We start from the raw sequence: 22,730 nt of genomic DNA, 5'->3' as shown, positions 1-22,730 counted from the left end.
AGGCAGCACCATCGCGCAGGTCTAACCTCAAACCCATGGGGCTCAAGCCCGCGCGCCACGCCAAGCAGGCACAATCGAGTGACCGGCCGGAGGACCAGACGGTCCGCCAGTACCGCTACCTGCTGCGAACGGCCCCGTCGGACGCGCTCGAGGCCGCGCACGTCGACGCCCTGTCGGCCATCGGGCGGCTCTACCGCGACGACGTCCTGCGGACGGTCCAGACCGAGCTCGTGGCAGGGGCCCATCTCCACGCCGACGACGTGGGTCCGTTGGCGCACCTGGTGACCTTGGGGGAACGGCGAACCCCGGGAGTGCTGACCTCGTCGATACCGGAACCGGCCCTCTCCGCGCTGGCGCAGGCGGTGATCGACAGCGAGCCCGCCTTCGGTCTGTTCGGCGGTTACGCGTCCTGGGACGGTGTGGATCCCGCTCCGGCGGATGAGCGAGATGACAGTGAGTACGCGGAACAGTGGCATGCGGCGAGGGCCACCCGCGACGGGACCGCGCCCGGCTTGAACGGGGCCTTCGGCGGCACCTAGCCCCTCGGCCTGCGACCCGTCGAGCCGTCAGCTGGTGCAGAGGCAGAACGGGTGGCCGGCCGGGTCGAGCATGACCCGGAACGTCGTCGCGGGCTGGTGCTGGTGCTTCGTCGCGCCGAGGGCGATCACCGCGGCCTCGGCGGCGTCGAGGTCGTCGACCACCACGTCGAGGTGCATCTGCTGGGGCACGTCCTGACCGGGCCAGACCGGTGCCCGGTAGTCCTCGACGCCTTGGAACGACAGGCACTGGCCGTAGTCGGACTTCACGTCGATCCAGCCGCCCGACTCGTCGGCGTTGGCGGTGTCGACCTCCCAGTCGAGCATGGCGCCGTAGAAGGTGGCGAGCGCCAGGGGGTCGGGACAGTCCAGGACGATGCTGGGAAAGCGTGCGATGGCCATGTGTTCCACGCTACTGGCGGTTGCGGACGATCGACGTCCTGATCGGACCCGCGGCCGCAGCGCACCTGTACCTGTGGGTTTGGGAGGGGGTGGCGCGGGTAGGCCCCCCGTTGAACGCCCTCACCGACAGAAGGAGAACCAGCCATGTCAGCTGACGAGAAGGTCGCCAAGGACCTCGTGGAGACCCTCAAGGACGGCCGGAACGGCTTCGCGTCCGCGGCCGAGAAGCTGCGTGACAGCGACAGCCCGGAGGCCGCCACGACCATGGAGCGTCTGTCCGAGCAGCGCGCCGGCTTCGCCCGCGACATCGTGGCCATGGGTCACGCGTACGGTGATGACGTCGACGAGAGCGGGTCGGTCGCGGCCAGCCTGCACCGCGGGTGGATCTCGCTCAAGGACGCGCTGACCGGCGACGACGCCTCCGGCGTCCTCGGCGCCGCTGTCACGGGCGAGGACCACGCGGTGTCGGAGTACGAGAAGGCGCTCGCGGAGGACGACCTCAGCGACGGCTTCCGTGCCCTGGTCCAGCAGCAGCACGCGGCGATCGTGGCCGCCCGTGACGAGGTCAAGACGCTGCAGAACCTGACCTGACCGACTCCCGCCCTGCTCCGCGAGCGCTCGTCCCACCAGTGGGACGGGCGCTCGCGCGTCAGGGACTCAGGAAGCCAGCGACCCCTTGGGGGCCGAGGTGCCGGGTGATACCGGCATGGGGGTCCACTGGTCACGCGCGATGAGCACCTCGCGGAGCAGGTCCGGGCGGTCGGTGATGATGCCATCCACCCCTGCGTCGAGGAGCCGCACCATCGACGGCTGGTCGTTGACCGTCCACACGACGACCTTCACCCCGATCCCGTGCGCTCCCGTCACCAACCGCTCGACGAAGACCTGCACCCGCCCCAGCCGATCCGGCACGTGCAGGAACTCGGCGGTCGCGAAGCGGCGAGCAGGCGGCATACCAGCGCGGGCACAGGTGACGACGGCGGCCAGCGCCCGCCACCCCAGAGCCGTCCGCACGCCCGGCACCTGCGCGCGCACGACGTCGAGGCACCCGTCCCACGCACCAGCGATGCAGACCCGCTCACGGAAGTCCTTGTGCTGCAACACCTTGGTCAGGGCAGGGATCGCCGCACGCTCCTTGAGGTCGACCGTGAACCTCGCCTCCGGAAACGCCTCCAGGGCTTCGGTCAGCGTGGGGATCGGCTCGCGTCCCACCACGCGCAGCCGCCGCAGGTCAGCGAGGGTATGCCGCGCGACCGGGCCGCGCCCGTCGGTCACCCGGTCGAGGGTCGCGTCGTGGAAACAGGCGAGCTCACCGTCGGCGGTGATGCGGACGTCGGTCTCGAGGTAGCGGATGCCGAGGGCGGCGGCCAGGCCGAAGGCGGCCAGCGTGTTCTCGGGCGCCAGGGAGGCACCTCCGCGGTGGGCGAGGGCGATGGGTCCGTGCTCGGAGCCGTAGGCCATGACCCCAGCGTGGCGAAGCATCTCGGCCGTCGGTGCCGAAAACGGCCCCTGGCACCACTGTTCACCCCATGGAAGGCAACCGTTCGCCCGATGCTGGCACCCGGTCACCCCACGCGCACCGGGGGGTTCGGCCCGGCGCCGTGGGACTGCCGTGAGGAGGCTGCGACCGGGCCTCAGTTCGCGGAGGTCGCGCCGCGCATCTCGGCCGAGATCGCTTTCGCCACGGCGTGCATCGGCCCGGTCGCACCCTCGATGAACGCGTCGGTCATGCGGGGCAGCGGACCCGACACCGACAGGGCCAACGGTTGGGGCGAGCCCGGGATGGCGACGGCGACGCACCGGACGCCGACCTCCTGCTCCCCCTCGTCGAGCGCGTAGCCGCGCTCGCGGGTGCGGTCCAGCTCAGCTGCGAACGCCTCGGGGTCGGTGATGGTGTGCTCGGTGCGGGCCGGCATCCCGGTGCGCGCGAGGATCGCCTGCACGGCGTCGGGATCCATGCCGGCCATGATCGCCTTGCCCACGCCGGTGGAGTGGGGCAGCACCCGTCGCCCGACCTCGGTGAACATGCGCATCGAGTTGCGGCTGGCCATCACCTGGCCGATGTAGACCACCTGGTCTCCGTCGAGCATCGCGAGGTTGACCGACTCGCCGAGCTCGTGGGCCAGGCGCTCCATATGGGGGCGCGCCCACCGGCTGACCATCCGCGAGGTCGTCTCGCCGAGCCGGATGAGGCGCGGGCCGAGCGAGTACTGCCGGGACGCCTCCTGGCGGACGTAGCCGAGGTCGACCAGCGTCCGCACCAGCCGGTGGATCGTCGGCAGGGGCAGCTGGGCGTCGTTGGCGAGCTGCGACAGGCTGATCACGCCGCCCGCGTCGGCCATCGTCTCGAGGATGGCGAAGGCGCGCTCCAGCGACTGGACGCCGCCACCGGTCTTCGCCGGAGGCGTCACGTCCTCGGCGGTCGGTTCGGTGCTCATGTATCTCTCCCCAGTCCTTCCCGAATGAGAAGAAGATTTCGTATCATGGAACAATCCTAGTCTGCGAGCCGCCGCCGCGGCACGCGACACCACCGACTCCTCCCGAGGATGCGCATGTCCGAGCCCACCACGCCCACCGTGCCCGCTGTCGTCGTCGACGCCCCCCACGAGGTCGAGCGGAGCGCGGAGATCCTCAGTCCGGGAGCGCTCGCCTTCCTCGGGGAGCTGCAGGCGAGGTTCGGCGGCCGCCGCGACGAGCTGCTCGAGGCCCGCAGGTCCCGTCGTGCCGAGGTGTCGCGGACGGGTCGGCTCGACTTCCTCGAGGAGACCCGCGAGGTGCGTGCAGGTGACTGGACGGTCGCCCCCGCACCGGCCGACTTCGCCGACCGCCGCGTGGAGATCACCGGGCCGACCGAGCGCAAGATGGCGATCAACGCCCTCAACTCCGGCGCCAAGGTGTGGCTGGCCGACCTCGAGGACGCCAACACCCCGCACTGGGACAACGTGATCGGCGGCCAGGTCAGCCTCTACGACGCGGTCCGGCGCACCATCGAGCTCACCACCCCGCAGGGCAAGCACTACGAGCTCAAGGACCCTGGCGGCATACCCGTCATCGTGCCGCGGCCCCGCGGCTGGCACTTCGACGAGGAGCACCTCACCCTCGACGGGCGACCGCTGGTCGGCGCGCTGGTCGACTTCGGCCTGTACTTCTTCCACAACGCCGCCGAGCTCCTCGAGCGAGGGAGCGGTCCGTACTTCTACCTGCCCAAGATGGAGTCGCACCTCGAGGCACGGCTCTGGAACGACGTCTTCACCTTCGCCCAGGAGTCGCTCGGCATCCCCCACGGCACGGTCCGCGCGACGGTGCTGATCGAGACGATCCCCGCGGCGTTCGAGATGGACGAGATCCTCTACGAGCTGCGCGACCACGCGGCCGGGCTCAACGCCGGTCGATGGGACTACCTGTTCTCGATCATCAAGTACTTCAGGGACTCCGGGCCGTCGTTCACCCTGCCCGACCGCAACGCCGTGACGATGAACGCGCCGATGATGAAGGCCTACAGCGACCTGCTGGTCAAGACCTGTCACCGGCGTGGGGCGTTCGCGATCGGTGGCATGGCGGCCTTCATCCCCAGCAAGGACCCGTCGGTCAACGAGGCCGCCTTCGCGAAGGTGCGAGCCGACAAGGAGCGTGAGGTCGGCGCCGGGTTCGACGGCTCGTGGGTGGCGCACCCCGGGATGGTCGAGCTGTGCAAGGAGGTCTTCACCGGCGTCCTCGGCGACTCCCCCAACCAGCTCGGCAAGCAGCGCGACGACGTGTCGGTCACCGGCGCCGACCTCCTGGACGCCGCCTCCACACCGGGCGACCGCACGCTGGACGGCTTGCGCGGCAACGTCTCCGTGGGCATCCAGTACCTCCAGGCGTGGCTGCTCGGCAACGGCGCGGTCGCGATCCACAACCTGATGGAGGACGCCGCGACGGCCGAGATCTCGCGCAGCCAGATCTGGCAGTGGCTCAACTCCGGCGCCACCCTCGCGTCCGGCGAGACCGTCACCCGCGAGCTCGTCGACGAGGTGGTGGAGAGCGAGTATGCCGCCCTGGTCGAGTCCGTGGGCGACGACGAGACCGCCCGGGGTGCGTTGGAGACGGCGCGGAGGCTGTTCGTCGAGTGCGCGCTCGACCCCGACTTCCCCGACTTCCTGACGCTCCCCGCCTACGCCGAGGTCCTGAAGGCCGAACGCGCCTGACCGACCGGCTTCGGCGTGGTCGAGCAACCTTTGCTAGCAAGGGTTCCTCGTTGGCGGACAGGCTGCAAGGTGTCCGCCAACGAGTTTCCTTTGCTAGCAAAGGTTGCTGGAGACCGCGGTGTTGGAGGCCACGGTCAGGAGACTGCGGTCAGGTGCGGCGGGGCATCCGCCAGCGTCCGGCGGCGATCTGGTCGCCGCCGACCCAGACCCCGCCGATGTCGGAGGTCGTGCCCAGCGCGAAGACCTTCGACAGCGCGTCGTCGGCCGACTTGGCGTTGCCGAGCCCGACGGCGAGCGGGTCGCCCGCCTCGGGCAGCAGCCAGATCGCGTCGAACTGCTTCCCCACCGACAGGTCGCCCACCTCGTGGTCGAGGCCGAGGGCCTTGGCGCCGGCCGAGGTGCACAGCCAGAGCAGGTGCGCCGAGGTCAACGGCATCCCCTCCTCGCCGAGCAGGCGCTGCATGAAGTAGGCCTGCAGGCCCTCCTTGAGCATCGAGAAGCCCGTGCCGGCTCCGACGTCCGACCCCATCGCCACCCGCACCCCGGCCTCGACGTGCCGACGCAGGGGGAAGAGCCCACTGCCGAGAGCGGAGTTGCTGGTCGGGCAGTGGGCGACCGCGGCACCACGCGCGGCCAGCGTCGCGAGCTCCGGGTCGGTCGGGTGGACGTTGTGGGCCAGCACCGATCGCGGCGTCACCAACCCGTGCCGGTCGTAGGTGTCGACGTAGGACGCCCCGCCGAACAGCTCGGCGACCTCCCTCACCTCGGCCGTGTTCTCGTTGACGTGCGAGGTGAACCAGGAGCCGTCGACCTCGCCGAACGTCGCCGCGCACGACTCGAGGATCGCGTCGCTGGCCGACAGGGAGAAGCGCGGCGTCACGGCATACCGGAGGCGTCCCTTGCCGTGCCAGCGCGAGGCGAGGTCACGTGACTCCTGGTAGGCCCGCTCGGGGGTGGTCAGCAACGGGTCGGGCAGGATCCGGTCGGAGGTGACCAGCCCGGTCGTCACCCGCAGGCCCCAGAGGTCAGCGGCCTCGAACATCACGTCGACCGCCGAGGCGAAGTGCGACCCGAACACCAGCGCGGTGGTCGTGCCGGCGTCGACGAGCCCGGTGACGAAGTCCCTCGCCACCCCCCGCGCCATGTCGACGTCAGCCAGCCGCATCTCCTCCGGGAGGGCGCACTGGTCGAGCCAGTCGAGCAGCGGCATGCCGAGGCCGCCGATCACGCGCACCTGGGGGAAGTGGACGTGGGTGTCGACGAGCCCGGGCAGGACCATGCCCTCGCGCAGGTCGAGCACATCCTCGTCGGGGTGTTCGGCGCGCAGCGTCGTGAAGTCGCCGCGGGCGACGACCACCCCGCCCTCGACGAGCAGCCCGCAGTCGTCCTGGGCGCGCAGCACCCCGCCCTCGAAGGGGTCGTCGGGGGTGTCGAGCACGGTCGCCCGGAAGAGGGTCATCGGGCCACCCTCGAGGTCTCGGACTCGAACACCCGGACCAGGTCGGCAGCCACGCTGAGGGCGATCGTCGCGGGGTCCTTGCCGGTGAGGTCCGGCGACCCGATGGGCGTCTGGATGCGAGCGAGGTCAGCGTCTGAATGTCCTTCTGCGGCAAGGCGTTGCCGGAAGCGCGACCACTTGGCCGACGACCCGATGAGGCCGATCGAGCCGAGGTGCTCGCAGCGCAGGGCGCCGTCACACAGGGCTGCGTCCTCGGCGTGGTCGTGGGTCATGACCAGGACGTGGGTGCCGTGGGGCACCTGGCCGAGGACGAGCTCGGGGACCGGCGCGTGGTGGACGTGGACCCGGGCCGTCGAGTCGTCGAGGACGCCGAGTCGGTCGTGACCGAGCTGGTCGGCCCGGGAGTCGACCAGGTGGAGCTCGAGGTCGTGGCGGGCGAGGATGCGGGCGAGCTCGAGACCGACGTGGCCGATCCCGAAGATCGCGACCGCCGGCACCACCGCGAGTGGCTCGAGGAGCACCTGCACCTCACCGCCACAGCACTGCTGTCCGTGCTCGGCCGGCGCCTTGTCGTTGAGGGACAACGCGAGCTGCTCGGGCGCAGCCACCCCTTCGGCCAGCATCGTGCGAGCCCTGGCCACCGCGGTCGCCTCGAGGTTGCCGCCGCCGACACTGCCCCACGTGGCGGCCGCTGCGACGACCATCTTCGCCCCGGCCTCGCGCGGCGAGTGTCCTCGCACCGAGGTCAGCGTGACGAGCACACCGGGTCGGCGCTCACGCCGCAGCCGCTCGACGGCAGACAGCCACTCCATGGTCAGGTCCCCGCCCTGGCCGGCTGGGCGGCCTGCTCCGAGCGCGGCCGCAGGGGTGCGGCGTCGGCATCGGGCTGGTCGGGCACGACGCCCGGCGCACCCTCGACCATCGCGGTCATGTGCGGCGGCTCCGCGCCACCCCTGGCCTCCTGCACGGCCCAGAAGACCGCCTCAGGAGTGGCGGGCGACGCGAGGTCGACCGACGTCCCCACCGGACCGAACGCAGCAGCAGCCTCGCGCAGGGCCTCACGCACCGAGAACGCCAGCATCAGTGGCGGCTCACCGACGGCCTTGGAGCCGTACACCGCACCGTCCTCGTGGGCGCGTTCCAGCAGCGCCACGTTGAAGACCTCAGGCATCTCGGAGAAGCTCGGTAGCTTGTAGGTGCTGGCCGCCTGGGTGGCCAGCCGCCCGCGCGAGGGCCGGTCGGACTCGTCCCAGCGCAGGTCCTCCAGCGTCAGCCAGCCTGCGCCCTGGACGAAGCCGCCCTCGATCTGGCCGATGTCGACCAGCGGGGAGAGCGAGTCGCCGACGTCGTGCACGATGTCGACGCGACGCAGCCGGTAGGCGCCGGTGAACTCATCGACCTCGACCTCGCTGGCCGCCACGCCGTAGGAGAAGTACTTGAACGGCGACCCGTGCATCGCAGAGGAGTCCCAGTGCAGCCCCTCGGTGCGGTAGAAGCCGGCGGCCCAGAGCTGGATCCGCTGGAAGTAGGCCTGGTTGACGAGCTCCGCCCACGGCACGGTGGCGCCGCCACCGACCTTGCCCACGTGTCCGTCGCTGAACCGCACGTCGGCCGGGTGCACGCCGAGGCGTCCAGCGGCCACGTCCCGCAGCCGCTCGATGATCTGCTCGCAGGCGTCCTTGACCGCTCCCCCGTTGAGATCGGCGCCGGAGCTGGCCGCCGTGGCGGAGGTGTTCGGCACCTTGTCGGTGCGGGTCGGCGCGAGGCGCACCGAGGACAGGGGCACCCCCAGCGTGGTGGCGGCGACCTGGAGCATCTTGGTGTGCAGGCCCTGGCCCATCTCGGTGCCCCCGTGGGTGATGAGCACCGAGCCGTCCTTGTAGACGTGGACGAGCGCACCGGCCTGGTTGAACGACGTGAAGTTGAACGAGATCCCGAACTTCACGGGCGTCATCGCCAGGGCGCGCTTGGAGTGCTCGTGCGAGGTGTTGTAGGCAGCGATGTCGGCCCTGCGCGCCGCGACGTCAGCGGTCGTGAGCACCTGGTCCCAGCAGGTCGCGACCCGCTCTGGGTGGCGGACCGGCTGGCCGTAGGGGGTGGACTGCCCGTCGACGTAGAAGTTCCGTGACCGCAGCTCGATCGGGTCGATGCCCAGCTGGGGTGCACACCGGCCGAGGATGTCCTCGATGACGAGCATGCCCTGCGGCCCGCCGAACCCGCGGAACGCCGTCTGGCTGGTCTTGTGGGTCTTGGCGATCCGGCCGTTCACCCGCACGTTGGGGATCCAGTAGGCGTTGTCGATGTGGCACAGGGCTCGCGCCAGCACCGGCTCGGACAGGTCGAGGCTCCAGCCCCCGTCGGACGTGAGGGTGGCGTCGAGAGCCTGCAGCCGACCGGTGTCGTCGAAGCCGACCCGCCACTGCGCGTGGAACCCGTGCCGCTTCCCCGACATGGTCATGTCCTGGGTGCGGGTGAGCCGCAGGCGCACCGGGCGCCCGGTGAGCGTCGCGCCGAGAGCCGCGATCGCGGCATACCCGTGGGGTTGCATCTCCTTGCCCCCGAAGCCGCCGCCCATGCGCAGGCACTGGACCGTGACCGCATGGCTCGGCAGGCCGAGCACGTGGGCGACGATGTCCTGCGTCTCGGTCGGGTGCTGGGTCGAGCTCTGCACGAAGACCTGGCCGTTCTCGTCGACCAGCGCGATCGAGCAGTGCGTCTCGAGGTAGAAGTGCTCCTGCCCCGCGAACTCGAACTCGCCGCTGTAGACGTGGGCGGCCCCGGCGAACCCCGCCTCGATGTCGCCGCGCTCCATGTGCGGCTGGCCGCCCTGGAAGCTCCCGGCCTCGATCGCCTCGTGGACGGTGACCAGCGACGGCAGCGGCTCGTAGTCGACCTGCACCGCGAGCGACCCCAGCCGGGCAGCCTCGAGGGTCTCGCCGAGCACCCAGCACACGGCATGACCGAAGAACATCACCTCCGACGGGAACAGCGGCTCGTCGTGCTTGACGCCCGCGTCGTTCACTCCCGGCACGTCGTCGGCGGTGAGGACCCGCACGACGCCCGGGACCTCCAGCGCCGGCGCGGTGTCGAGGCGGGTGATGCGCGCATGGGCGTGCGGCGCCTGCACCGGGTGGGCATGGAGGATCCCGTGCGTGCGCACGGCGAGGTCGTCGGTGTACAGCGCCTCGCCGGTCACGTGCAGCGTCGCCGCCTCGTGCGGGATCTCTTGCCCGACAACGGGATTGGCGGGACGTTCGGAAAGCGCGCTCATGCCCCGACCTCCTGCGGCGTCGCGGTCTCGGCGTGCAGCTTGAGGAGCGCGGTGCCGAGGGTCGCCGTGCGGTATGCCGCGCTGGCGCGGTGGTCGTCGAGGGGCGTGCCTTCCGCACGCATCACCGCGGCAGCCTCACGGACCACCTCGGCGCTCCAGGCACGGCCCTCGAGGGCAGCCTCCGTCGCCAGCGCACGGATCGGCGTGGCAGCGACGCCACCGAGGCCGATGCGGGCCTTGGTGACCACGCCGTCACGGAGGTCGAGCGCGAACCCGACCGCCACGCTGGAGATGTCGTCGAAGCGGCGCTTGGCGATCTTGTGGAACGCGGTGACCTCGCTGAGCGGCAACGGGATCCGCACGGCGCGGATCAGCTCGCCCTCGCGCTTGACGGTCTGGCGATAGCCCGTGAAGTAGTCGGCCAGCGGCACCTCGCGCTCACCGTCCACCGACGCGAGCACCACCACCGCCTCGAGGGCGAGCAGGGCAGGAGGCGTGTCACCGATCGGGGAGCCGGTGCCGAGGTTGCCGCCGATGGTCGCGCCGTTGCGGATCAGCCTCGACGCGAACTGCGGGAACATCTTGTCCAGCAACGGGACCCGCCCGGCCAGGCCGCGCTCGACCTCGCTCAGGCTCAGGGCGGCGCCGATCTCCACGACGTCGTCACCGACCGACAGGGTGCGCAGCTCGGCCAACCGGTCGATGCCGATCGCGAACGGCGTGCGCACGCCTCGGATGTTCACATCCACCCCCCAGTCGGTGGAGCCCGCGACCAGGACGGCGTCGGGGTGGTCGGCCAGCAGGGACAGCGCCTCGGCGAGGTCGCCGGGACGGGCGTAGGTGCCGGTGGGGCCGTCGAGCCGGGTGGCGCGGGCGGCCGGCGGTGCGGCGGCCAGCCGCGCGGCATACGGGTCGTCGTCGGCCGGCTGGCCGAGGGCGTAGGCGGCGTCGCGGATCGGGCGGTAGCCCGTGCAACGGCACAGGTTGCCCGACAGGGCGTGCAGGTCGAAGCCGTTGGGGCCGTGCTCGTGGTCCGGCGCGACCCCCGGATCGTTGGCGGTCGCCGCCGGCTCGGTCCGCTCGTGGCCGTTCTGCGAGGGGTCCGGGGAGCCGGCCGGGCCAGCACACCGGCCCTCGCGGTAGTACTCGGCGGCCATGCTGCAGATGAAGCCCGGTGTGCAGTAGCCACACTGCGACCCACCGCGGACAGCCATCTCGCGCTGCACCGGGTGCAGGGCATCGGGACGGCCGAGCCCCTCGGACGTGACCACCTCCTGGCCGTCGAGCGCCGCGACCGGCACGAGGCAGGCGTTGATCGCCGTCCACTGCGTGCCGGCCCCCTCGGTGGGGCGGGCGACCATGATCGAGCAGGCGCCGCACTCCCCCTCGGCGCAACCCTCCTTGGCACCGGTCAGGCCCTGGGCCCTGAGCCAGTCGAGCGTGGTGGTGCTCGGGTCGGTGCCGCCGAGGGCGCGCGTCGCGCCGTTGACCGTGACCTGGTGCGTGCTGTCTGACGCCATCGCGCAACTCCCGTCGCCCCGTGTGGGGACCATCATCCCCCAGGCATCATCGCCCAGGGGCACGGTTGCTGACAGGAGTGGACCGCCGGTTATCCATGCCGAACGACGGCCCTGTCGTTGGTTCCCGAGAAGGGTACTTCTCAACAAACTGTTGAATCAAGGCTTTCGGACAACGGATTTCGCGATGCGGAATCACGCCGAGTCAAGGGCGACCGAACCCCCGCAGCGCCCCGGTGTAGGCCTTCGGCGGTGGAGGGGCCAGCTCGCCGTGGGTCGAGGGACGCAACCCGAGCCGCACGACGCTCTCCGCCAGCAGGGTCCCGGCTGCGACACCGTCGACGACCGGCACCCCGAGCTGCTCGGTGAGCAGCTCGGGCAGCCCCGCCATCCCGGCGCACCCCAGCACGATCGCGTCCGAGCCGTCGGCCGCCAGGGCGTTCTTCGCGAAGGCGAGGATCACGGCATACGTGCGGTCGTGGTCCTCCTCCAGCTCGAGCACCGGGATGTCGCAGGCGTGCACGCCGGCGCACTGGCGCTCCATCCCGTAGGTGCGCGTGAGGTCCCACGCGCGGCCCACGGTGCGGCTCATCGTGGTGACGACCGAGAAGCTGCGACCCAGCAGCGTCGCCGTCTTCATCGCCGCCTCGGCGATGCCGATGACGGGTCTGGAGGCCGCCTCCCGGGCGGCGTCGAGGCCGGGGTCCCCGAAGCAGGCGAGCACGAACGCATCCGCCTGCTGGTCCTCGCGGATGACCTCGAGCAGGCCCGGCACCGCCAGCGCCTCGTCGTAGTGGCTCTCGATCGAGGCGGGTCCCATCGACGGGGTGCGGGCGGTGACGACCGTCCCCGGCCCCGCCACGCGCCGGGCCTCCGCCTCGATCAGCGCCGTCATCGAGGCCGTCGTGTTCGGGTTGATGACGGTGAGGTGGACGGTCACTTCACACACGTCTTCGCGTCGAGCGGGCTGTCGCTGACGCCCATCCGTGGGGCGAGCAGCGCGTAGGCGGCGAAGCCCAGGCCGCAGCCGATGAACCAGGAGTAGTCGTCGAACCGGTTGATGCCGGGGACGAACACCGCCGCGAGGGCACCGGCGGCTGCGATGGCGGTGGCCCAGATGGCCGGCGGGTTGTAGCCCCGCTTGTAGTGGTAGGCCCCGCCCTCGTCGAGGGTGAACAGGTCGTCGACGCAGACCCGCTGCTTGTGCACCACGTAGTAGTGGGCGATGAGGACGCCGAACAACGGGCCGATGAAGGCACCCAGCGTGTCGAGGGTGTAGTGGATCGTCTCCGGGCTGTTGTAGAGGTTCCACGGCGTGAGCAGGACCGAGCCGACCGCAGCGATCATGCCGCCCATCCGCCAGCTGATCTTCTGCGGGCTGACGTTGGAGAAGTCGAACGCCGGCGAGACGAAGTTGGCGACGATGTTGATGCCGATCGTGGCCGTGGTGAAGGTCAGCGCCGCGAGGACGAGGGCGAAGGTGTTGTCGATGTGGCCGACGGTCTCCACCGGGTCGGTGATCAGCTTGCCGTAGACCGGCAGGGTGGCCGCGGCGGTGAGGACGGTCAGCAGCGAGAAGAAGACGAAGTTGACCGGCAGGCCCCAGAAGTTGCCCTTCTTCACGGCCTGGAAGGTGCGGCCGTAGCGGGAGAAGTCGCCGAAGTTGAGCATCGGCCCGGAGAAGTAGGAGACGACGAGGGCGGTCGCGGCCAGCATGGTGGTGAACACCTTGCCGCCGGACAGCTCGTGGTCCGACAGGTTGAGGTTGACGCTCCAGTGGGCCTTGGACAGCAGGTAGACGCACAGCGCGATCATCACGACGTAGACCGCGGGCCCCGCGAAGTCGATGAACCTGCGGATCGTGTCCATGCCGGTCCAGAAGACCGCCGCCTGCGCCACCCACAGCAGGGCGAAGGTCGCGTAGCCGAGCGTCGACAGGCCGAGGAACCCGTGCTGGGTCACGTCGGCGTAGGGCTCGAGGCCGGGCCACATGCGGACCAGCAGGATGTCGAGCGATGCGGAGGCGAGGTAGGTCTGGATGCCGTACCAGGCCACCGCGATCAGCCCCCGGATGATGGCGGGGATGTTCGCGCCCAGCACCCCGAAGACCGACCGGCAGATCACCGGGTAGGGGACTCCGGTGCGCTGGCTGGGCTTGGCGACCAGGTTGCAGAAGAAGAGCACGATCGTGATGCCGACGATCAGGCACACGAAGACCTGCCAGCTCGTGAGGCCGAGCGCGAAGAGGCTGCCCGCCGTGATGTAGCCGCCCACGCTGTGCACGTCGGACATCCAGAAGGCGAAGATGTTGTACCAGGACCAGCTCTGCTCCTTGAGTGGCGCAAGGTCCTCGTTGGTCAGGCGCTCGTCGTACGACGGCTTGATCAGGCCTGCGCCGGCGCCGTGGTCGTGCTCCCCGTGGTGGGTCGCGAACCCGGCCGCAGCGGCCGCTTCCTCGGTCTCGAAGGGCTTTTCGGTGGTGCTCATCCGGACTCCTTTGTCCACCGCGTCACCGCGGGTGCTTGCGGAGAACGCTAGGAGGGGATCCCTTGGGACAGAAGGCTTTGAACCGTATATCTGCGTATATCCAGCCCGCCGCGCTCGGCGCGCGGCTCAGCCCCCGAGGCGCGCGGCTCAGCTGCCGATGCGGGCGATGCATGCCGTCAGCCGGTCGTGGTGAGCCTCGGCGACCGCCTTGAGGGTCTCCGCGTCGCGGGCGATGAAGGCGTCGAGCATCTGCTGGTGGTCCTCGCGCATGCCGGCCCGGTCCTGCTCGGTCGTGCGCATCATGGTCTGCACGGGCTCGGTGAGGTTCCAGGCGATGTCGAGCATGTGCAGCAGCCGTGGCATCCGGCAGGGCGCGAGGAGCGCCTCGTGGAACTCGCGGCTGGCCCGCTGGAAGGCCGCCGCGTCGTCGGAGGCGACGGCCCGGTCGAGGGCCTCGTGGACTGCGGCGGCACGGTCGTGGTCGGCCTTGGCGGACTGGCGCACGGCCACCTCCAGGGCGGCCGCCTCGAGCGCCCCGCGCACGACGTAGAGCTCGTCGAGCTCGGCTTGCGAGAGGGCCGTGACGGTGTAGCCGAGGCGTGGCTGGTGCTCCAGCAACCCCTCACCGAGCAGCGTCTTGAGTGCCTCGCGCACGGGGATGAGGCTCACCCCGAAGAAGGCCGCCACGTCGTCGAGGGGGATCGGGCTGCCGGGCGGCACCGCCCCTGACGCGATCACGCGACGGAGCTCGGAGAGCACCTGGGGTCCCGACACGTAGGCGTCATCGCGGGTGAGCAGGCTGACGATGCCCGACTGTCGCCGTCGCTGCGTCACGCTCCACCTCCATCCGTCACCGGACCATCATGCCCACCTGCGCCCGGACTCCTAGACGAGCTGCCGGCTGAGGACGGCGTGCCGGTTGACGTCCTTGTAGAGCAGGTAGCGGAACCGGCCGGGACCACCGGCGTAACAGGCCTGCGGGCAGAAGGCGCGCAGCCACATGAAGTCGCCTTCCTGCACCTCGACCCAGTCGTTGTTGAGCAGGTAGACCGCCTTGCCCTCGAGGACGTAGAGGCCGTGCTCCATCACGTGCGTCTCCGGGAACGGGATCGCGCCGCCCGGCTCGAAGTTGACGATGTTGACGTGCATGTCGTGCCGCACGTCGGTCGGGTCGACGAACCGCTGGGTGGTCCAGACGCCGTTCGTGCCGGGCATCTCGCCGCCCTCGACATCGGCCTCGTTCGTCACGAAGGCCTCGGGCACCTCGATGCCCTCGACGACCTGGTAGGCCTTGCGGATCCAGTGGAAGGTCGCGGTCGCGTCGCCGCGGTTGCGCAGGGTCCACTCCTGGCCGGGGGGGAGGAACGCGTAGCCACCCTCGGCCAGCTCGTGCGCCTCGTCGCCGAGCGTCAGGGTGAGCCCGCCGGCCACGACGAACAGGACTCCCTCGGCCCCCGGGTCGGCCTCGGGGCGGTCGGAGCCACCACCGGGCGACACCTCGACGATGTACTGCGAGAACGTCTCGGCGAACCCGGACAGCGGGCGGGCGATGACCCACAACCGCGTGCCCTCCCAGAACGGCAGGTTGCTGGTGACGATGTCGGTCATCGTCCCCCGCGGCAGCACGGCGTACGCCTCGGTGAACACCGCGCGGTCGGTGGTCAGCTGGGTCTGCGGCGGCAGCCCCCCGGCCGGGACGTAGTAGGGGGTGGTCGTGGGGCGGGGGGTGGTCATCGCTGTCCTCTCGTCATGACGATCTCGTGAGCAGCCGACCGCGCGGGCCGGCCTCGATGTCGACCGGTATGCCGTGCAGCCAGGTCTGGCGCACCGCCCCGGTGAGCGTGCGGCCGGCATACGCCGACACGGGGTTCTTGTGGCGCAGGGAGGTGACGTCGACCGTGAACGACTCGTCCGGCGCGAAGACGACGAGGTCGGCCGTGGCGCCGACGGCGATCCGGCCACGGTCGCCGAGACCCACCTGGTCGGCCGGCCCCTCCCCCATCCACCGGACGACGTCGACGAGCGAGTGTCCCCGGGCGCGGGCCTCGGTCCAGACCGCGGGCAGGCCCAGCTGGAGGCCGGCGATCCCGCCCCACGCCTCGCCGAAGTCGCCCGAGTCGAACCGCTTGAGGTCCTCCGTGCACGGCGAGTGGTCCGACACGACCGTGCGGATCACGCCGTCCTCGAGCCCGGCCCAGAGCCGGTCGCGGTTGTCGTGCTCGCGGATCGGCGGGCAGCACTTGAACTGCGTCGCCCCGTCGGGGATCTCCTCGGCGTCGAGGGTGAGGTAGTGCGGGCAGGTCTCCACCGTGAGGCGCAGTCCCTCGGCCTGGGCGCCGGCGATCAACGGGATCGCGTCGGCGTCGGACAGGTGCAGGATGTGCGCCCGCCCGCCGGTCTCCCGCGTCGCGGCGATGACCTCGGCGATGGCCCGCTCCTCCGCCTCCTTGGGACGCGAACCCAGGAACCCGGCATACGCGGGACCGTGCGGATGGGGTGACGACTCGATGGTCTGCTCGTCCTCGGCGTGGACGATGACCAGCCCGTCGAAGGTCGCGGTCTCCGCCAAGGCCTCGCGCAGCTCCGCCGCCGACAGGTGGGGGAACTCGTCGACGCCGGAGTGCAGCAGGAAGCACTTGAAGCCGAAGACGCCGGCCTCGTGGAGCGGGCGCAGGTCGGGCAGGTTGCCGGGCACGGCGCCGCCCCAGAACCCCACGTCGACCCAGGCCTGGTCGCGGGCGACGGCGCGCTTCTCCTCGAGGGCCGCCACCGTGGTGGTCGGCGGGATCGAGTTGAGGGGCATGTCGATGATCGTCGTGACGCCTCCTGCGGCCGCCGCACGGGTGGCACTGGCGAAGCCCTCCCAGTCGGTGCGGCCCGGCTCGTTCACGTGCACATGGGCGTCCACGAGGCCGGGGAGCAGCACCTCGTCGTCGGCAAGGTCGACCACGCGGGCGCCGGGCACCTCGGTGTCGTAGGGCTCGACCGCGATGATGCGTCCGTCCGCGACGGAGACCGCCACCGCGACCTCCGCGCCGTCGACCACGGCACGCCTTGCCCGAAGGACCACCTCTGCCGTCACGCCCGACCTCTTCCCGGAGCCGTCCACCGAACCTGTCATGACCGTAATCCCTGCCTCAGCTCGCCGCTGCCGGTGTGGCGGAACGGGTGTGGTCCACGACCCGGCTCCGGTGGCTGCCGAGGACGCCGCCATCGACCTCCACCACGTCGCCGTGCCGCAGGTAGGGGCGGGGCTCAGGGTGGCCCATCGCCACCCCTGCCGGCGTGCCGGTGATGACGAGGTCGCCGGGCTCGAGGGTCATCAGCCCGCTGACGTAGCACAGCAGCTCGGCGACGGAGAAGAGCATGTCGCCGGTGGAGCCGTCCTGACGCAGCGCGTCGTTCACGGTGAGGCGCAGCCTGACCCCGGCCGGGTCGCCGAGCTCGTCCGGGGTGACCAGCCACGGCCCGACCGGGCAGAAGGTGTCGGCCGACTTGCCCTTGGTCCACGTGCCGCCGCGCTCGAGCTGGAGCGCCCGGTCGGAGACGTCGTGGGCCAGCACGTAGCCGGCGACGGCCGCCAGCGCGCGGCCGGGGTCGCGCTCGTGGGTGAGTGGCGCACCCAGGACGACCCCGAGCTCGACCTCGTAGTCGGTCGTGACCGACTGCGGCAGCAGCCGGATGTCGTCGGTGGGCCCGCAGACCGAGGTCGGGGCCTTGAGGAAGACGACGGGCTCGGAGGGCAGCGGCACCCTCGCCTCGGCGGCGTGGTCGCGGTAGTTGAGACCGATGCCGACCACCTTGCCGGGCCGGGTGACGGGCGGGCCGAAACGTGGGGCTGCGTCGCCGGGAAGGCGTGGCAGCGCAGCGGTGTCGACCGTGCCCAGCTTCGCCAGGAAGGCGGCGTCGACGTCGTGGGTCAGACCGCGCAGGTCCAGCAGCGAGCCGTCGGCAGCGACCACCACCGGCCGCTCCGATCCCGGTGGACCGACGCGGGCGACCCTCATCGCCCACCTCCGAGGTGCTCGCGCGCGATGCGCGCACCGATCCGCTCGAGCAGCGGCCCGGGCGCGTCCAGCGCCTCCTGCCGCGAAGCCCCTTCGTCGACGAGCGCGTATGCCGCGTGCAGCCCTGCCGCTCCCAGCTCGGCAGGAGTGAGCGTGACCTGACCGGCCACCGCCACGGCAGGCACCCCTTTGTCGCGGGCCAGTGCGGCCACGGCTGCTGGGGCCTTGCCGTGCAGGGTCTGGGCGTCGAGGGAACCCTCACCGGTCACGACGAGGTCGGCACCTGCGACGGCGTCCGGCAGGCCGGTCAGCTCGAACACGAGCTCGGCCCCCGGTCGGGTCGTCGCGCCGAGGACGGCCATCAGTCCGAAGCCGACCCCACCTGCGGCTCCTGCCCCCGGGTCGTCCCGTCGGTCGGCGCCGGTGGCCCGGGCGACGAGGTCGGCCCAGTGGGTCATCGCGGAGTCGAGCAGCTCGACGTCCTCGGGGCCGGCGCCCTTCTGCGGGCCGTAGACGGCGGCCGCCCCACGGCTGCCGGTGAGGGGGTTGTCGACGTCGCAGGCCACGACGAGCTCGGCTTCGGCCAGCCCGGGGTGCAGGCCGCTCAGGTCGAGCCGGGCCGCGTCGAGCAGCCCCGCCCCACCGGCCTGGACGACGCTGCCGGTCGCGGTGTGGACGGTGGCGCCGAGCGCCTGGAGCAGCCCTGCTCCGCCGTCGGTGCAGGCACTCCCGCCGATCCCGACGACGACGCGCCGCGCGCCCCCGTCCAGGGCGGCGGCGATCAGCTCGCCGGTTCCCCTGCTCGTGGCGGTGAGCGGCGCCGGCCGGCGGTCGGGCAGCTGGGCCAGCCCTGAGACCTCGGCCAGCTCGACCACCGCCTCGGCGCCGCGGACCCCGTAGGCCGACTCACACGGCATACCCGTCGGCCCGGTGGCCCGCACCGGCACCCGCGTGAAGCCCGCGGCCAGGGCCGCGGCCAGGGTGCCGTCACCCCCGTCGGCGACGGGGACGACGGCCACCTCCACGTCGGGCAGGACCGAGCGCAGGCCGTTCGCCAGGTGCTCCGCGACCTCGGCGGCCGTCAGGGTGCCCTTGAACTTGTCGGGGGCGAGCAGGACGCGGGGCATCGAGCGGCCTAGTCCAGGTTGGCGAAGAGCGCGGTCGGGGCGTCGGCGCCCCCGGCGGCCAGCTCCTCGAACTCGGTCACGCTGTCGATGGACAGGCCCATGGAGACGTTGGTGACGCGCTCGAGGATTACCTCGACGACGACCGGCACGCGGTACTCCTGCGCCATCGCCTTCGCCTTCTCCAGGGCGGGGTGGATCTCCTCGGGGTCGAAGACGCGGATCGCCTTGCAGCCCAGCCCCTCGACGACCTTGACGTGGTCCACGCCGTAGCCACCGACCTCGGGGCTGTTGATGTTGTCGAAGGAGAGCTGGACGCAGTAGTCCATGTCGAACCCGCGTTGCGACTGCCGGATCAGGCCGAGGTAGGCGTTGTTCACCAGGACGTGGATGTAGGGGATGTTGAACTGCGCCCCGACCGCCAGCTCCTCGATCATGAACTGGAAGTCGTAGTCACCGGAGAGGGCGACCACCGTCTCGTCCGGGACCGCGGTGGCGACGCCGAGGGCCGCAGGCACGGTCCAGCCGAGCGGACCCGCCTGGCCGGCGTTGACCCAGTGCCGGTCCTGGTAGACGTGCAGCAGCTGGGCCGCCTGGATCTGGGACAGGCCGATCGTCGAGACGTAGCGGACGTCCTTGCCGAAGGCACGGTTCATCTCCTGGTAGACCCGCTGCGGCTTGATCGGGCTGACCTCGAAGTTGGTCTTGCGCAACATGGAGCGCTTGCGGTCCTGACAGGACTGCGCCCACGCGCTGCGGTCGGCGAGACGACCCGCGTCGCGGCGCTCGCGGGCCACCTCGACGAAGAGCTGCAGCGCCGCCTTCGCGTCGGAGACGATCCCGTAGTCGGGCGCGAAGACCCGCCCGATCTGGGTCGGCTCGATGTCGACGTGCACGAACGTGCGGCCCTTGGTATAGGTCTCGACGTCACCGGTGTGGCGGTTGGCCCAGCGGTTGCCGATGCCCAGGACGAAGTCCGACTCGAGCATCGTCGCGTTGCCGTAGCGGTGGCTGGTCTGCAGGCCGACCATGCCGGCGTTGAGCTCGTGGTCGTCGGGGATGGTGCCCCAGCCCATCAGCGTAGGGATGACGGGGACACCGGTCAGCTCGGCCAGCTCGACCAGCAGGTCGGCCGCGTCGGCGTTGATGATGCCGCCGCCTGCGACGATCAGCGGTCGCTCACTGGCGGCCAGCAGGTCGAGCGCCTTCGCCACCTGGGGACGGGTGGCAGCCGGCTTGTAGACCGGCAGCGGCTCGTAGGTCTCGACGTCGAACTCGATCTCGGCCATCTGCACGTCGATCGGCAGGTCGATCAGCACCGGGCCGGGGCGTCCCGAGCGCATCAGGTGGAACGCCTGCTGGAAGGTGCCCGGGACCTGGGCCGGCTCGAGGACCGTGACCGCCATCTTGGTCAGCGGCCCCGCGATCGAGGCGATGTCGACGGCCTGGAAGTCCTCCTTGTGCAGCTTGGCCACCGGCGCCTGGCCGGTGATGCACAGGATCGGGATCGAGTCGGCGCTGGCCGAGTAGAGCCCGGTGATCATGTCGGTACCAGCGGGACCACTGGTGCCGACACAGACGCCGATGTTGCCGGCCCTGGCCCGGGTGTAGCCCTCGGCCATGTGGGAGGCGCCCTCGACGTGGCGGGCCAGCGTGTGGTGCAGCCCGCCATTCGTCTTCATCGCCTTGTAGAAGGGGTTGATCGCGGCTCCGGGCAGGCCGAAGACGTGGGTGACCCCTTCCTTCTTGAGGATCTCGACGGCCGCTTGGGCCGCGGTCATGCGTGCCATGGTGGGTGCTCCTGGTCTGTTTCGCCCCGGGTCGATGTAAACGCGCCGGGGATTCCCGGCGGGTTTACCTCGAACGGGGAAGGGGACGGACGGTGAGGGGGGAGGGTCAGGGGGTCTGACCGGAGAGGCGCTGGACGCCCCGCAGCAGGGCCGAGTGGTCGAGGCCGCCGTCGCCGTTCGCCCGGGCCGAGGCCATCAGCTGGGCGACGAGCCCGCCGAGGGGTACGACCACCCCGGCCTCCCGCGCCGCACTCGTCACGATGCCGAGGTCCTTGTGGTGCAGGTCGATCCGGAACCCCGGCTCGAAGGACTTGGTGGCCATGTTGGCGCGCTTCTGGTCGAGGACCTTGGAGCCGGCCAGACCACCACCGAGCACGTCGAGAGCGGGGCCGAGGTCGACGCCATACGCCTCGAGGAAGACGACGGCCTCGGCCAGGGCCTGGATGTTGGCGGCCACGATGAGCTGGTTGGCCGCCTTCACCGTCTGTCCGGCGCCGTTGGCACCCACGTGGACGACGGTCTTGCCGACCACGTCGAAGAGCGGCTTGGCCTCGGCGAAGTCCGCCGCCGAGCCGCCGACCATGATCGACAGGGCGGCGTTCTTGGCGCCGGCCTCGCCACCGGACACCGGGGCGTCCAGGAGGCGGAACCCCTTGTCCTGCGCCGCCTTGGCGAGCTCGACGGTCACGTCGGGGCGGATGCTGGAGAAGTCGATGACCAGCGTGCCCTCCTTGGCGTTGGCGAAGACGCCGTCCTCGCCCAGCAGGACGTTCTGCACGTCGGGGCTGTCGGGGACCATGACCGCGACCACCTGGGCGTCACGGACCGCCTCCGCGACCGATGTCGCGGCGGTGCCACCTGCGTCGACGAGGGGCTGCGTCTTGTCGGGGTGCAGGTTGTAGCCGACGACGTCGTGCCCGGCGTCCTGGAGGTGGACGGCCATGGGGCTGCCCATGATGCCGAGTCCGATGAAGGCGATGGTGGTCATGTCGTGCTCCTTGGTGGTTGCGGTTCGAGGTGATCGGGGACCGGAATCCGGTCGGGTATCACCTCGACCCGAGGGCAGGCGAAGGGTCAGGGGTCAGGGTCGGCCGGCGCCGCGGCGCTCGCGCGGCAGCCAGCCGAAGCTCTCGGGAGTGGTCGCGGTGGTGGGCTTGTACTCCAGACCCACCCACCCGGCATACCCGCTCGCGGCGAGGGCGCCGAGGTGGCGCTGGAGGTCGAGCTCACCCGAGCCGGGCTCGCCGCGGCCGGGCGCATCGGCGACCTGCACGTGGGCGGTGCGGTCGGCGTAGGCCGCGATGGCGGCGTCGAGGTCGTCGCCGTTGGCGGCCAGGTGGTAGAGGTCGAGCAGGAAGCCGACGTTGCCCGCACCCGCGGCTCGCACGTCGTCGACGACCGCAACCGCGTCGGCCGCCGTGCGCAGCGGGTAGGGCTTGGGGCCGCTGACCGACTCGACCAGGACGGTCGCCCCGATCCGGTCGGCAGCCTTGGCGGCGAAGCCGACCGACTCGCGACCGAGCTCGTCCTGCTCCTGCGCCGACACCCCCTCGACCCGGTTGCCGAACAGTGCGTTGAACGCCGCAACGCCGAGCCGCTCGCCGATGCCGACCGTGACGTCGACGTTGTCGCGGAACTGCTGCACCCGGTCGGGGATCGAGAGCACCCCGCAGTCGGGTCCGGCGAGGTCGCCCGCGAAGAAGTTGAGGCCCACGAGCTGCACCCCCGCGTCCGAGATGGCGCCGACGAAGGCGTCCACCTCGCGGTCGCCGGGGACCGGCTGGTCGGGCCAGGGCCACCAGAACTCGACGGCGTCGAAGCCTGCGGCCTTCGCGGCGGCGGGCCGCTCGAGGAGCGGCAGCTCGGTGAACAGGATCGAGCAGTTCACCTCGTAGCGCAGTCCGTGGTCCGTCACGACGATCTCCTTCTGGTTGTCCAGGGATACTTCCG

General features: G+C 71.2%; 20 protein-coding genes. 3 read left to right on the top strand and 17 right to left on the bottom strand.

From position 1 onward, the window contains the following. Positions 1-35: 35 nt before the first annotated feature. Positions 36-539 carry a hypothetical protein gene (locus tag AC1DX8_RS13870; protein ID WP_477630513.1) on the top strand — a complete coding sequence of 168 codons (504 nt, stop codon included), beginning with the start codon at positions 36-38 and terminating at the stop codon, positions 537-539. A 27-nt stretch (positions 540-566) separates the two neighbouring features. Here the strand turns inward: AC1DX8_RS13870 and AC1DX8_RS13865 are convergent, their stop codons facing one another. Further along, the gene (locus AC1DX8_RS13865) at positions 567-938 is read right to left on the bottom strand and encodes a VOC family protein (protein ID WP_477630512.1); all 372 of its coding nucleotides are present in this window, start codon (positions 936-938) and stop codon (positions 567-569) included. Positions 939-1,082: 144 nt separating this feature from the next. Here AC1DX8_RS13865 and AC1DX8_RS13860 point away from each other — a divergent pair, with 144 nt between their 5' ends. After that, positions 1,083-1,529, top strand: a complete 447-nt coding sequence (locus AC1DX8_RS13860; protein WP_477630511.1) for a ferritin-like domain-containing protein — start codon at positions 1,083-1,085, stop codon at positions 1,527-1,529. Positions 1,530-1,595: 66 nt separating this feature from the next. Here the strand turns inward: AC1DX8_RS13860 and AC1DX8_RS13855 are convergent, their stop codons facing one another. Together AC1DX8_RS13855 and AC1DX8_RS13850 are read right to left on the bottom strand one after the other, a co-directional pair. After that, on the bottom strand, positions 1,596-2,399 hold the full coding sequence (locus tag AC1DX8_RS13855; RefSeq protein WP_477630510.1) for a glycerophosphodiester phosphodiesterase family protein: 804 nt from the start codon (positions 2,397-2,399) through the stop codon (positions 1,596-1,598). 173 nt (positions 2,400-2,572) lie between these two features. Then, positions 2,573-3,376: an IclR family transcriptional regulator gene (locus tag AC1DX8_RS13850; protein WP_477630509.1), complete on the bottom strand. Its 804-nt coding sequence runs from the start codon at positions 3,374-3,376 to the stop codon at positions 2,573-2,575. A gap of 114 nt (positions 3,377-3,490) precedes the next feature. Here AC1DX8_RS13850 and aceB point away from each other — a divergent pair, with 114 nt between their 5' ends. Beyond that, positions 3,491-5,125: a malate synthase A gene (gene aceB, locus AC1DX8_RS13845; protein ID WP_477630508.1), complete on the top strand. Its 1,635-nt coding sequence runs from the start codon at positions 3,491-3,493 to the stop codon at positions 5,123-5,125. A gap of 148 nt (positions 5,126-5,273) precedes the next feature. On the opposite strand, the gene AC1DX8_RS13840 is transcribed toward aceB, so the two are convergent. The 14 genes from AC1DX8_RS13840 to AC1DX8_RS13775 form a co-directional block, all read right to left on the bottom strand. Then, positions 5,274-6,584 carry a guanine deaminase gene (locus AC1DX8_RS13840; RefSeq protein WP_477630507.1) on the bottom strand — a complete coding sequence of 437 codons (1,311 nt, stop codon included), beginning with the start codon at positions 6,582-6,584 and terminating at the stop codon, positions 5,274-5,276. Beyond that, on the bottom strand, positions 6,581-7,396 hold the full coding sequence (gene xdhC, locus AC1DX8_RS13835; protein ID WP_477630506.1) for a xanthine dehydrogenase accessory protein XdhC: 816 nt from the start codon (positions 7,394-7,396) through the stop codon (positions 6,581-6,583). Before xdhC ends, AC1DX8_RS13840 begins: the two co-directional genes overlap by 4 nt. A gap of 2 nt (positions 7,397-7,398) precedes the next feature. After that, entirely contained in the window at positions 7,399-9,855 is a 2,457-nt protein-coding gene (gene xdhB, locus AC1DX8_RS13830) for a xanthine dehydrogenase molybdopterin binding subunit (RefSeq protein WP_477630505.1), read from the bottom strand. Beyond that, positions 9,852-11,375, bottom strand: coding sequence for a xanthine dehydrogenase small subunit (locus AC1DX8_RS13825; RefSeq protein WP_477630504.1), 1,524 nt, complete (start codon positions 11,373-11,375; stop codon positions 9,852-9,854). The genes xdhB and AC1DX8_RS13825 overlap by 4 nt, the downstream gene beginning before the upstream one ends. Positions 11,376-11,577: 202 nt before the next feature. Beyond that, positions 11,578-12,312, bottom strand: a complete 735-nt coding sequence (locus AC1DX8_RS13820; protein ID WP_477630503.1) for an aspartate/glutamate racemase family protein — start codon at positions 12,310-12,312, stop codon at positions 11,578-11,580. Beyond that, on the bottom strand, positions 12,309-13,859 hold the full coding sequence (locus AC1DX8_RS13815) for an NCS1 family nucleobase:cation symporter-1 (RefSeq protein ID WP_477630502.1): 1,551 nt from the start codon (positions 13,857-13,859) through the stop codon (positions 12,309-12,311). Before AC1DX8_RS13815 ends, AC1DX8_RS13820 begins: the two co-directional genes overlap by 4 nt. A 147-nt stretch (positions 13,860-14,006) precedes the next feature. Next, complete coding sequence (locus AC1DX8_RS13810; protein ID WP_477630501.1) at positions 14,007-14,693, bottom strand: GntR family transcriptional regulator; 687 nt, start codon at positions 14,691-14,693, stop codon at positions 14,007-14,009. Positions 14,694-14,744: 51 nt separating this feature from the next. Beyond that, positions 14,745-15,593, bottom strand: coding sequence for a bifunctional allantoicase/(S)-ureidoglycine aminohydrolase (locus tag AC1DX8_RS13805; protein ID WP_477630500.1), 849 nt, complete (start codon positions 15,591-15,593; stop codon positions 14,745-14,747). A 13-nt stretch (positions 15,594-15,606) separates the two neighbouring features. Beyond that, a complete protein-coding gene (allB, locus tag AC1DX8_RS13800) occupies positions 15,607-16,980 on the bottom strand; it encodes an allantoinase AllB (RefSeq protein ID WP_477630499.1) in 1,374 nt (457 codons plus the stop codon). 16 nt (positions 16,981-16,996) lie between these two features. Continuing rightward, positions 16,997-17,866: a fumarylacetoacetate hydrolase family protein gene (locus AC1DX8_RS13795; protein WP_477630498.1), complete on the bottom strand. Its 870-nt coding sequence runs from the start codon at positions 17,864-17,866 to the stop codon at positions 16,997-16,999. Beyond that, positions 17,863-18,993: a glycerate kinase gene (locus AC1DX8_RS13790; RefSeq protein WP_477630497.1), complete on the bottom strand. Its 1,131-nt coding sequence runs from the start codon at positions 18,991-18,993 to the stop codon at positions 17,863-17,865. Before AC1DX8_RS13790 ends, AC1DX8_RS13795 begins: the two co-directional genes overlap by 4 nt. 8 nt (positions 18,994-19,001) lie before the next feature. Beyond that, positions 19,002-20,780 carry a glyoxylate carboligase gene (gcl, locus tag AC1DX8_RS13785; RefSeq protein ID WP_477630496.1) on the bottom strand — a complete coding sequence of 593 codons (1,779 nt, stop codon included), beginning with the start codon at positions 20,778-20,780 and terminating at the stop codon, positions 19,002-19,004. A gap of 106 nt (positions 20,781-20,886) precedes the next feature. After that, positions 20,887-21,846: a 2-hydroxy-3-oxopropionate reductase gene (locus AC1DX8_RS13780; RefSeq protein WP_477630571.1), complete on the bottom strand. Its 960-nt coding sequence runs from the start codon at positions 21,844-21,846 to the stop codon at positions 20,887-20,889. Between the two features lie 15 nt (positions 21,847-21,861). After that, entirely contained in the window at positions 21,862-22,695 is an 834-nt protein-coding gene (locus AC1DX8_RS13775) for a hydroxypyruvate isomerase family protein (protein WP_477630495.1), read from the bottom strand. Between the last annotated feature and the right edge of the window lie 35 nt (positions 22,696-22,730).

The organism is Pedococcus sp. P2_A3 (assembly GCF_056405035.1).
The sequence above is the reverse complement of the archived record's forward strand: the minus strand, read 5'-3'. Positions and strand labels throughout refer to the sequence as shown.